Raw genomic sequence first — 11279 nt, 5'->3', positions numbered from 1 at the left:
CCTATGGCTGACTATCGGATTGTGCTGGTAGATGACCACCCACTGATGCGTGAGGGGTTGCGTGCGCTGCTTCTCGACGCACCTGGAATCCTAGTGGTCGGCGAAGCCGAGAACGGGCGCCAGGCGCTGGATGTGTGCCGCGCCCTGGCGCCTGACTTGCTGCTGTTGGACCTGAACATGCCGGTGATGGATGGCCTTTCTGCCCTGCCGCTGATACGCCAGCGCTGGCCGGGTATCCGTGTGCTGACCCTCACTGCTCGTCTTAGTGAACAAAACGCCGCCCTGGCGCTGGATGCCGGCGCGGACGGTTACGTCCTCAAAAGCAGCACCAGTGAGGTGCTCAGGACGGCGATAGCCACGTTGCTCGCGGGCAAGCCATTCCTGGATGCCGACTTGAACCCCGAGCAGGTCGCCGCGCTGCGTGCAAATGCCAGCGCACAGTCGGGCATCACGCTGACCGATCGCGAGCGCCAGATCCTCAAGCTGGTGGCTGAAGGCGCGCGCAACCGCGATGTCGCCGAACTGTTATGCATCAGCTTGAAAACGGTTGAAACCCACCGCTTGAACCTGATGAAAAAACTCGACGCGCACAACGCCGCGGACCTTACCCAATGGGCGTTCAAACTGGGCGTGTGCGCCCAAGAATGATTCAGGTATTCACCGGAGGGTCGCGGTTGCCCGCGCTCAGTAATCTGACTCCATCGCGAAGCGGTTTGAAGGCCATCGCGTACGTTCACCTTACTCAATGAACTGGAGTGCTCGTTATGCCCATGCCCTGCTATCTCACGCTGGAAGGCCAGAACCAAGGCAAAATCGAAGGTTCGACCAAAGTCCAGGGCCACGAAGGAAAGATCCTCCTGCAGGCCGTAGACCACACCATCGAAATCCCGAAAAACCCGCAAACCGGGCTTCCTACAGGCAAGCGCGTGCATGGCGCAATGACCCTGACCAAGGAAATCGACAAGGCTTCGCCCAAGCTCTACCAGGCCTTGACGTCCGGTGAGCAAATGAAAACCGTGTCCCTGGAGTTCTATCGCATTTCGCCCAAGGGCACCGAGGAGAAGTACTACACAGCGAAGCTTGAAAATGCGGTGCTGGTGTCGATGAAGTCATGGACGCCGAACTGCCTGGACCCGAACAACAAGCAAATGGGGCACATGGAAGACCTGGCGTTCACCTACGAGAAAATCACCTGGACCTACGAGCCAGATGGTATTGAAGCCGAAGATTCGTGGCTGGCGCCGAAGGTGTAAGACCGCAATCAAGGCTGCAGGGGCTTATCGCCCTGTAGCCTTGGTCGTGTTTGCAGCGACCATTTTCAGTGTGGCCATGGGGTTAAATGGTCGCGCGTGACAAGAGCCGGTAACCTGAGCGCCTCTTCCTCATCCTCAATAGCGAGGCGGCACTTGGATTATTTCACTGCGCTAACCGCTTTCGTCGAAGCCGCTGAAGGCAATAACTTCTCGCGTGCCGCCGAGCGGCTCGGCATCAAGGCCTCAACGGTTTCACGCTACGTGAAGGATCTTGAGCAGGATCTGGGCATCGCCCTGTTCAACCGGTCCACACGCATGCTGCACCTGACGGAAGGCGGCCAGACATTTCTGATGCACGCGCGCAGAGTGCTGGATGAACTTGAACAAGCCAAAGCGGCCACCTCGGCACTGAACCAGGAACCCAGAGGGTTACTTAAACTCAACTTGCCGCCCGCATTTGCCCGCCACCATATCCTTCCGGTCGTTAACCTGTTTCTGGCCCGCTACCCACAGATCAAACTGGAGCTTGTGCTGGATGACGAGCAGGTCAACCTGATCCATTCAGGCGTGGACCTTGCCATACGCATTGGTGCCCTTGCCGACTCGACGCTCAAAGCCCGCAAGATCTGCGACGGCAAGTACAGGCTGGTGGCAAGCCCGGCTTTTTGCAGGGAGCACCCGGTTCCGGCAACGCCGGCAGACCTCGCCGGCCTGCCGGCGATTGTGAGTACGCATGCCGCCGGGCACTTTGCGTTTGCCCGCGCCAACGAGGTGTTGCCACTGGTGCATAACGCCTGTGTGCGGATCAATGATCTGGATGCTCAGTTAATCGCCGCGCGCCAAGGGCTGGGCTTTGCGTTGCTGCCTGACTGGCTGGTGGCCAAGAGTCTTGAAGCGGGTGAACTGCAAGCCTGGCTCGATCCATGGGAGATCCGTGGCGCGGAGCACGCGTATGCGGTGTGGTTCGTCTACCCGCCGAAGCGAATCGTGTCGTCCAAGGTCAGGTGTTTCATCGACTTTATCGTCGAGCAGTTGGGTGATACACCCTACTGGAAAGGCTAAAACCGCCCGGCAACAAGGCCAGGGCGGCGCCGTTATCGACTATTGGCTGAACCGGATGTCCAGCGCGCGTAAATAGGTTTGCAGCCCGGCGTCCTGGATCGGGATCAGGAACGCTTCCTGGTCGGACTCGTTAAAGTGCGCGTGCCAGTAACCCGGTGGCGTCACAAACGCCAGGCCAGGCGCCCAATCGACGCGCACCGGATGGCGGATCTGGCCATCGGTATCCAGCTCAGTGCCGACCAGTGAGTAGCACCCCTTGGGGCAGTCGATGATGAAGTCGAGCGCAATCGACTGGTGCCGGTGCGGCTTTTGAATCGAGCCCGCCGGCAGAATGCCGTACATTGCCCAGAGCACATGGGTCACCGTGCGGGTCTGTGGGAAGTTGCGATTACCCAGCAAGATACTGATACGGCTGCGATCCTGGGCATGCGGATCATCTGCCGCTTCACGCAGTTTCTGGTTGGCCAGTGCTGCAGGGTACAGCGTTGGCACGAAACGGTCGGTGCTGCGCGTCACCCCCAGATAGCGCAGCAGCGGCTCATCGTGCACGTAGTACAGTCGCGCATCCTGTGATGCGCTGAAACGCGCTTCCCGCATGCCAGGCAACGCGATAAAACAGCCGGCTGACCATTCGATGGCGTGCTCGCCCTGCACGACACGGCCCTCCCCGGCAATCACATAAAACACTTGCGACGTCGCGTTGGGGTGCAAGGTCAGTGCGTCGCCGGCGTTCAGGCGCATGAAATTGGCACACAGCCCCGGCCCGGTGGCCGGGCCTGCGCAGCCCAGTGCATCGCTGAGGTCGAGCGGTACCACCCGCGAGGGGCCGCTGTCGTAGAGCGATGCCGGGAAATTGTGGTACGGAATTCGGCTGATCAGATTGGCGCTGATGGGGTTGGCTGCCTTGCTGTATTCAAAGTACTCGGCGTCCACCAAGTGGCTCGGCAAGGCGTGGGCGTGGTCAGGCTTGAATTCGCGATTCATGATGTTCACCTCAATCTTCGGCTGGATTGCACAGCGCCTCGCAAGGCGTTGCGACGGTGCTCGAACTATAGTGATCGCGCGCCAGGCGATTAAGCCCTCACGCCGCACAGCAGTTATGCGCAATGGGGCAGTCAACCGACACTCGCAGGATAGGCGCAACCCTCACCCATCATCGCCCGTTGAAGACTGCGTCTATTGGCGGTTACTCGATTCTTGAATTAACGTTCAACCCACCTGCCCCGCGTGCCTTGAACCGCGTCACGCCAAGCCGGCCGGCCTGATGCACCTGCACTCATTGCTGAACCCAAAAAGCAGTTAACCAACTGATCAATCAGAGTGACTATGAAAGAGCAGCCTCGGCAGCTTGCATCGGGACCGCACCCAGTGGCGCCAGCCTGTGCGCTTTTTCGACCCTCGCACCTTCTGGCCTCGTTCAGCCTGCTGTGCGTTGCCCTCGCCGGCTGCACCGTCGGGCCTGATTTCACACGGCCCGACGTGGCGGCGAATGCCGACTACTCGCGGGAAACACTCACCACCACCGCCCAGGCCGACATTGACGTCGGTGGCGCGGCGCAGCGGCTGATTGCCGGGATGGATATTCCCGGGCAATGGTGGACGCTGTTCCATTCACCGGCGTTGAACGCCCTGGTCGAAGAGGCCTTACGGGCCAACCCTGATGTGAGCGCCGCACAAGCAGCGTTGCGCCAGGCCAACGAGCTGGTCTACGCCGACCAGGCGTCGCTGTTTCCCTCGGTGAGCGGCAACGTGCGGAAAGCCCGCGAGAAAGTCTCCGGGGCCACGTCTGGCCTCGCCGAATCGCCGATTCTCACGGTGAGCTCCGCGTCGCTGAGCGTTTCCTACGCCCCGGACGTATTCGGCGGCACCCGTCGGCAAATTGAGTCGACCACAGCGCAAGCCGAGTACCAACGCTTCCAACTGGAGGCGACGTACCTCACGTTGACCGCCAATGTGGTCAATACCGCCATCAGCCTGGCGTCTGTGCGGGATCAAGTCGCCGCCAGCGAAGAAATCATCCGCCTCCAGAGCGGCCAACTGGATGTGCTGCAGGCGCAGCGCCGACTGGGCGCCATCGGGGATGCCGACGTGCTCACTCAGCAAACGGCATTGGCGCAAACCCGCGCCACCTTGCCGCTGCTGCAAAAACAATTGGCGCAAACGCGCAACCAGCTGATGGCTTACCTCGGCCGTTTTCCAAACCAGGATCGGGACGAGCGCTTCAACCTGGCGTCTCTGCAACTCCCGCAAGCACTGCCGCTCAGCTTGCCGTCAGCCATCGTTGGCCAGCGGCCGGATGTGCGTTCTGCACAAGCTCAACTGCATCAAGCCAGTGCCAACATTGGCGTGGCCGTCGCCAACCAGTTGCCGCAGTTCAGCATCACCGGGTCTTTGGGGTCTACGGTGACCAGCGGCACCCAGCTGTTTTCAGCCGGCTCCGGCGTCTGGAGCCTCGCCGGTTCGATCACCCAACCGCTATTTGATGCCGGCGCACTTGAACATCGCAAACGTGCCGCCGTGGCGGCCTATGACGAATCCGCGGCGCGCTATCGCGGCACAGTGATTACCGCGTTCCAGGATGTCGCCAACGCGCTCCGCGCGCTGCAGGCTGACGCCGATGCGCTCAACCAGCAGGTGGCGGCGGAACGCTCCGCACAGGCCAACCTTGAGTTGGTACAGGCGCAGTTTCGCCTCGGCGCGGTGGCTTACATCAACCTGCTGACCGCCCAACAAACCTACCAGAACACCGCGCTGGCGCGCGTCAAGGCGCAGGCCGCGCGGTACAGCGACACCACGGCGCTGTTCCAGGCATTGGGGGGTGGCTGGTGGAACCGCGCGGATGTGGATCCCGCCACCCAGGGCCGTCCGGATCGTTTCGGCCTGCCGTCATGGCAAGAAATCATGCCGACCAAGAGCAAGGCGGCGCCTGCCGATGCGGCGCGGCTCAACTGAGTTGAATCACTGAAACAGCGAGAAACCCCATGGCTGAAGTCAACACTGCCGCTGCCCCACCGCCCCAGCCCGGCAGCCCACGCAAGCGGCGACTGTGGCGGCCAATGCTGATCATGATCGGGGTGGTCGTGGTGATAGTCGCGATCATTGCCGGGGTGAAATTCGTGCAGATTTCAGCGCTGATTGCCCAGTCCAAAGTGCCCTTGCCCGCCGCGGTGGTGACGGCCATGCAGGTGCCCTTCAGCGATTGGCAACCGAGTGTCACCGCCGTCGGCTCGATGAAAGCCGTACGCGGGGTGGATGTGACCACCGAAGTCGGCGGCATTGTGCGGACCATCGGCTTCAAACCCGGACAAGGCGTCGAGGCCCAGGCACTGCTCGTGCAGTTGAATGCCGACGCCGACATCGCGCAACTTCACTCGCTTGAAGCCACGGCCGACCTGGCCGTGATCGTGCTCAAGCGCGACAAGGCGCAACTGGCGGTAAACGCGGTGTCCCAAGCCCAGGTTGATACCGACACTGCCGACTTGAAGGCCAAGCTCGCCGCCGCCGAACAGCAACGCGCGCTGGTGGCGAAAAAAACCATCCGCGCACCGTTTGCCGGGCGCATCGGGATTACCAGCGTCAACCCCGGCCAGTACCTTAACCCCGGCGACAAAATCGCGACGCTGCAGACCTTTGACCCGATTTACATTGATTTCACGGTGCCGCAAACCCAACTGGAGGCTATTGCCATCGGCCAAGCGGTGTCGGTGACCGCCGATGGCCTGTCCAACCAGACCTTCACCGGCAAGATCAGCACCATCGATACCCAGTTCGATTCAACCACACGCAACGTGACGGTCGAAGCTACGGTCGAGAACCCCAAACAAACCCTGGTGCCCGGCATGTTTGCCCGCGCAGTGGTCAACGCGGGGACCACCCAGCGCTACCTCACCGTGCCCCAAACGTCGGTCACCTATAACCCTTACGGCACCACGGTGTTCATCGCCACGTCGAGCAAGAATGACCAGGGCGAAACGGTACTCACCGCGCAGCAAACCTTCATCAAGACCGGGCCGACCCGTGGTGATCAGGTGGCCATTCTGTCCGGCGTGAAAGAAGGCGATCTGCTGATCACCAGTGGCCAGATGAAGCTCAAAAACGGTTCGGCAGTGAAGGTCGATAACAGCACCGCACCGCTGAACGACCCGGCGCCGACGCCCCAAGAACATTAAAGGTGCCCCATGAAACTTACCGATACCTTTATTCAGCGACCGGTCTGGGCCGTGGTTGTGTCGCTGTTTATCTTGATCCTGGGGCTGCGCTCGATCTTCGAATTGCCCGTGAACCAATGGCCACGTACCGAAAATACCGTGGTCACCATCACCACGGCCTACTACGGTGCAGACGCGTCCACGGTCGCAGGCTTCATTACCCAGCCGCTCGAGTCGGCGATTGCCCAGGCCCAGGGCATTGACTACCTGTCCTCGTCGAGCATCACCGGGGTCTCGACCATCACCGCCACGCTGCGGCTCAACTACGACGCGAGCAAGGCCCTTACCGAGATCAATACCCAGGTCAACTCGGTCAAGAACCAACTGCCGGCCCAGGCCCAGGAGCCGGTGCTCACGATCGCCGTCGGGCAGACCACAGACGCCATGTACCTGGGCTTCTACAGCGACACGCTGGCCACCAATAACATCACCGATTACCTGGTGCGGGTGGTCAAACCCAAGCTGGATTCGATCCAGGGCGTGCAAACCGCAGAGATCCTCGGCGGGCGCCAGTTCGCCCTGCGCGCCTGGTTGGACCCGGACAAACTGGCGGCGCATAACGTGACGGCGCAGGACGTGGCCACCGCGCTGGCCAACAACAACTACCTGTCTGCCGTCGGTTCGACCCGGGGGCAAACCGTGACGGTGGACCTGACGGCCGGGACCGATTTGCACAGCGTGGATGAGTTCAAACGGCTGGTGATCAAGCAGAAAGGCGACGCGCTGGTGTACCTGGAAGATGTCGCCACCGTCACCCTCGGCGCCGAAAGCTATGACAGCAGCGTGGCGTTTTCCGGCAAGCGTTCCGTGTTCATCGGCATCAAGGTGGCGCCCACCGCGAACATCCTGACCGTCGCCGACAGCGTGCGCGAGGCCTTCCCCGAACTGCAGTCGCAACTGCCTACCGGGGTACGCGGCGACATCGTGTATGACTCCACCGCGTTCATCAACACCTCGATCTACGAGGTGGTCAAGACCCTGGTTGAGGCGATGATTATTGTCTCGGTGGTCATTTACCTGTTCCTCGGCTCGTTCCGCGCGGTGGTGGTGCCACTGGTGGCGATACCGCTGTCGCTGGTCGGCACATTCTTTGTGATGTACCTGCTGGGGTATTCCATCAACCTGTTGACCCTGCTCGCGTTGGTATTGGCGATTGGCCTGGTGGTCGACGATGCAATTATTGTGGTGGAAAACGTCGACCGTCATATCAAGGAAGAAGGCAAAGGCGTGCTCGAGGCGGCGCTGTTGGCGGCGCGGGAACTGGGCGGCCCGATCATTGCGATGACGGTGGTGTTGATTGCTGCGTATGTGCCTATCGGGCTGCGCAGTGGGCTCACCGGGGCACTGTTCAAGGAGTTCTGTTTCTCCTTGGCGGGCGCGGTGACCGTGTCGGCCGTGGTCGCGTTGACCCTCTCACCGATGATGACCTCGAAGCTGTTCAAGACCGGGCAGGAAGAAGGCCGTTTCGCACGCCGGCTCGACCACTACTTTGATTGGCTGCGCGGGCGTTACCACCGTGTGCTGTCAGGCGGCCTGGACATCTGGCCGGTGCTGGTGACGTTTGGTTTTGTGCTGTTCCTGCTGGTCGCCGCCAGCGGCATGACGGCCAAAAGCGAGCTGTCCCCCACCGAAGACCAGGGGCTGGTCTTCATGCAGATCAAAGGCCCGCCGACGGCCTCGCCACAACAAATGGAACGGATTGCCGACCAGGCTTTCCAGATCGCCAACAAAGAGCCGGAATACGCGCAAATGTTCCAGCTGACCGGCCTGCCGGCACTGAACCAGGGCCTGGGTGGCGTGTTGCTCAAGACCTGGGGAGATCGCACGCGCTCCCAGGCTCAACTGATCCTGGATCTGCAGCAAAAATGGAATCAGGTGCCCGGCGCCACGATCGCGGCGTTTCCGCTGCCGTCACTGCCAGGCGCCCAAGGGCTGCCGGTGCAATTTGTGATCACCACCACCGACTCGGTGGAAAACCTCAACGAAGTCGCACAGGCAGTCATGGCCGAGGCGCAAAAACAACAGCTGTTCTGGTTTTCCGACATGGATTTGAAGCTGGACAAGCCACAAGCCAAGCTGGTGGTGGACCGCGAGAAAATTGCCGCGCTGGGCATGACCCAAGCCGACGTGGGTGCCGCCTTGTCTGCCGCACTGGGTGGCAACTACGTCAACTACTTCTCCACCGCCGGGCGCTCTTACAAGGTCATCCCCCAGGTGTTGCAGGTCGACCGCCTCAACCCCGAGCAAATTCTCGATTACTCCATTCGTACCCCCGCAGGCGCCATGATCCAGGCACGTACGGTGGCGCATATCGAGACGTCGACACAGCCGGAATCGATCAACCACTTTCAGCAACTCAACTCGGCCACGCTCTCGGGCGTCAGCGGCGTGGCCCAAGGCGAGCTGCTGGCCAAGCTGAACACGATCCTGACCCAGGTTGCGCCCTCGGGTTACACCTCCGACTTCTCGGGTGAATCGCGCCAATTCATCCAGGAGTCCGGCGGGTTCGTCGGCCTGCTGCTGTTCTCGATTCTGATCGTCTACCTGGCCCTGGCCTTCCAGTTCGAGAGTTTCCGTGACCCGGTGGTGATTCTGTTCTCGGTGCCGCCGGCCCTGTTTGGCGCGCTGGCCTTTATCACCATGGGCTACGCCTCTATCAACGTGTACACCCAGGTTGGCCTGGTGACGCTGCTGGGGTTGATCACCAAGCACGGGATTCTGATCGTGCAGTTCGCCAACGAGTTGCAGCGCGCAGGCCGCAGCAAGCGTGAGGCGATTGAAGAAGCGGCCGCAGTGCGCCTGCGCCCGATCCTGATGACCACCGCCGCCATGGTGCTGGGCGTGGTGCCACTGGTTTGGGCCTCCGGTGCCGGGGCGGCCGGGCGGCATGATATGGGCCTGGTGATCTTCGCCGGGCTGTCGATCGGCACGCTGTTGACGTTGTTCATGGTGCCGGCGATGTACCTGTTTATTGGCGCGACGCACCATCACGAGGCAGGCACGGCGCAGCAGGCGTATGGGTGATTAGGCGCAGAAAGCGCCTTATCGCCGTGTCCAGCCGCCAAGCGTGAAGCAACAATCCATGTGTTGGGCGCCTACCCCATGCTCAAACGTCATAATCCCCGGTTCGCCTGCATGGTAATCTGGCATCACCATGAATAGACATTGATCGTCACTCGACGATGACAGAGCCAGGAAAGAACATGCCGAAGATTTCTCACTCAGCGTTGCGCCGCAACTTCCGTGAATTGCTTGCAAAAAAAATATGCGTTGAAACCGCCTCGGTTTTCGACCCCATGTCCGCCCGTATCGCGGCAGACCTGGGGTTTGAGGTCGGTATCCTGGGTGGCTCAGTCGCGTCTTTGCAGGTACTGGCGGCACCGGATTTTGCATTGATCACGCTGAGTGAGTTCGTCGAGCAGGCCACCCGGATTGGCCGTGTCGCCCAACTGCCTTTCATCGCTGACGCCGACCACGGTTACGGCAATGCCCTGAACGTGATGCGCACCGTCGAGGAGCTTGAGCGTGCCGGGGTGGCCGCCCTGACCATTGAAGACACGCTGTTGCCTGCCCAGTTTGGCCGTAAATCCACCGACCTGATTTCTGTCGAGGAAGGCATCGGCAAGGTCAAGGCAGCCCTGGAGGCGCGTGTCGATCCGCAGCTGTCGATCATCGCCCGCACCAACGCAGGTGTATTGCCGACCGAAGATGTCATCGCCCGCACCAAGGCCTATGAACATGCCGGTGCTGACGGCATTTGCATGGTCGGCGTCAAAGACTTCGAACACCTTGAACAGATCGCAGAAAACCTCACCGTGCCACTGATGCTGGTGACCTACGGCAATCCGAAGCTCAATGACAGCGAGCGCCTGGCCAGCCTGGGCGTGCGCATTGTGGTGGCCGGCCACGGCGCCTACTTCGCCTCGATCAAGGCGACTTACGACAGCCTGCGCGCCCAGCGCAAGATGACCAGCAGCACCTCGAACCTCAGCGCGACTGAACTGACGCATACCTACACGCTGCCGGAGAGCTACGTGGCGTGGGCTGCTGAGTTCATGGACGTTAAAGAGTAAGCGTCGCGACGGTGCTGATTGAAACAATCAGCACCGCGTTCCTCTGGCGAGCGCAGCTTCAATCGGGTTTCCAGCGCCCTCCCCTATTATTGCCGGTGCCGATATAGCCGCCACGGCCATCAGACTTATACCCACGCTTGCGGTACTCGCCGGTGCCCTCATAGCCGCCTTGCCCATCGGAACGCCAGCTGGGGCCCGAGCCATACGGGGCAAACCCGCGACCATTGTTGTAGCCGATGCCTTTGAGGCCACCGTCATCGGCCAGCAATTCATGAGGCCTCTGGTCCTTGTTAAGAGGAAAGCGTGCGCCATGATAGGGCATGTATTTTTCGCGGCAAGCGGCGAGAACACCCACGCCGCCACTTCGACGGTGTGGCTGGCAAAGTCCATCTGCAGTCAGTAATGGGTGTTGGGATTACCCACATCAACGTCGCCATTTTTCGGCGTGATGATGGCGTCGAGTGGCGGCGGCGTGACGCCGAAACCCTTGCGCTGCTCCGTGAGCCCTGTGTACCAAACCGCTTGCTGTTTGTTACGCGCACTGTCGGCGTTGATCGCGTAGCTGTCGCCTGGCTGTGACGTAAGCGAGAGGATTATTGGCGCGTCGGTGCAACAGTCTAGATAAAAACGAATAATTGTGACGCGCAGAGTTATATCGCCACTAGTGAATGGCCATTTCCGAG

At 60.9% G+C, this 11279-nt stretch carries 9 protein-coding genes; 7 read left to right on the top strand and 2 right to left on the bottom strand.

Annotated features, from left to right (window positions below):
* The first annotated feature begins 3 nt into the window (after positions 1 to 3).
* The 3 genes from CPH89_RS24960 (at position 4) to CPH89_RS24950 (ending at position 2315) form a co-directional block, all read left to right on the top strand.
* Positions 4 to 648, top strand: coding sequence for a response regulator (locus CPH89_RS24960; RefSeq protein ID WP_053256107.1), 645 nt, complete (start codon positions 4 to 6; stop codon positions 646 to 648).
* A 116-nt stretch (positions 649 to 764) separates the two neighbouring features.
* Positions 765 to 1253, top strand: a complete 489-nt coding sequence (locus tag CPH89_RS24955; RefSeq protein WP_053256108.1) for an Hcp family type VI secretion system effector — start codon at positions 765 to 767, stop codon at positions 1251 to 1253.
* A gap of 153 nt (positions 1254 to 1406) precedes the next feature.
* A complete protein-coding gene (locus tag CPH89_RS24950) occupies positions 1407 to 2315 on the top strand; it encodes a LysR family transcriptional regulator (protein ID WP_053256109.1) in 909 nt (302 codons plus the stop codon).
* Between the two features lie 39 nt (positions 2316 to 2354).
* Here the strand turns inward: CPH89_RS24950 and CPH89_RS24945 are convergent, their stop codons facing one another.
* Entirely contained in the window at positions 2355 to 3299 is a 945-nt protein-coding gene (locus tag CPH89_RS24945) for a cupin domain-containing protein (RefSeq protein ID WP_053256110.1), read from the bottom strand.
* 384 nt (positions 3300 to 3683) lie between these two features.
* Here CPH89_RS24945 and CPH89_RS24940 point away from each other — a divergent pair, with 384 nt between their 5' ends.
* The 4 genes from CPH89_RS24940 (at position 3684) to CPH89_RS24925 (ending at position 10596) form a co-directional block, all read left to right on the top strand.
* Positions 3684 to 5267, top strand: coding sequence for an efflux transporter outer membrane subunit (locus CPH89_RS24940; protein WP_111769724.1), 1584 nt, complete (start codon positions 3684 to 3686; stop codon positions 5265 to 5267).
* 104 nt (positions 5268 to 5371) lie between these two features.
* The gene (locus tag CPH89_RS24935) at positions 5372 to 6484 is read left to right on the top strand and encodes an efflux RND transporter periplasmic adaptor subunit (RefSeq protein WP_171902604.1); all 1113 of its coding nucleotides are present in this window, start codon (positions 5372 to 5374) and stop codon (positions 6482 to 6484) included.
* Positions 6485 to 6493: 9 nt separating this feature from the next.
* On the top strand, positions 6494 to 9547 hold the full coding sequence (locus tag CPH89_RS24930) for an efflux RND transporter permease subunit (protein ID WP_053256112.1): 3054 nt from the start codon (positions 6494 to 6496) through the stop codon (positions 9545 to 9547).
* A 179-nt stretch (positions 9548 to 9726) separates the two neighbouring features.
* On the top strand, positions 9727 to 10596 hold the full coding sequence (locus CPH89_RS24925; protein ID WP_053256113.1) for an isocitrate lyase/PEP mutase family protein: 870 nt from the start codon (positions 9727 to 9729) through the stop codon (positions 10594 to 10596).
* A 58-nt stretch (positions 10597 to 10654) separates the two neighbouring features.
* Here CPH89_RS24925 and CPH89_RS24920 read toward each other — a convergent pair whose 3' ends face one another.
* The gene (locus CPH89_RS24920) at positions 10655 to 10918 is read right to left on the bottom strand and encodes a hypothetical protein (protein ID WP_141125130.1); all 264 of its coding nucleotides are present in this window, start codon (positions 10916 to 10918) and stop codon (positions 10655 to 10657) included.
* Between the last annotated feature and the right edge of the window lie 361 nt (positions 10919 to 11279).

The organism is Pseudomonas fluorescens, from assembly GCF_900215245.1.
GTDB lineage: Bacteria > Pseudomonadota > Gammaproteobacteria > Pseudomonadales > Pseudomonadaceae > Aquipseudomonas > Aquipseudomonas fluorescens.
Note: the sequence above shows the minus strand (reverse complement) of the source record. Positions and strands in the feature narration are given on the sequence as shown.

Bases quoted from the DNA above. Each gene is read 5' to 3' on its own strand.
- CPH89_RS24930 (WP_053256112.1), top strand. From the start codon at position 6,494: ATGAAACTTACCGATACCTTTATTCAGCGACCGGTCTGGGCCGTGGTT.
- CPH89_RS24920 (WP_141125130.1), bottom strand. From the start codon at position 10,918: ATGCCCTATCATGGCGCACGCTTTCCTCTTAACAAGGACCAGAGGCCT.
- CPH89_RS24925 (WP_053256113.1), top strand. From the start codon at position 9,727: ATGCCGAAGATTTCTCACTCAGCGTTGCGCCGCAACTTCCGTGAATTG.
- CPH89_RS24960 (WP_053256107.1), top strand. From the start codon at position 4: ATGGCTGACTATCGGATTGTGCTGGTAGATGACCACCCACTGATGCGT.
- CPH89_RS24955 (WP_053256108.1), top strand. From the start codon at position 765: ATGCCCATGCCCTGCTATCTCACGCTGGAAGGCCAGAACCAAGGCAAA.
- CPH89_RS24945 (WP_053256110.1), bottom strand. From the start codon at position 3,299: ATGAATCGCGAATTCAAGCCTGACCACGCCCACGCCTTGCCGAGCCAC.
- CPH89_RS24935 (WP_171902604.1), top strand. From the start codon at position 5,372: ATGCTGATCATGATCGGGGTGGTCGTGGTGATAGTCGCGATCATTGCC.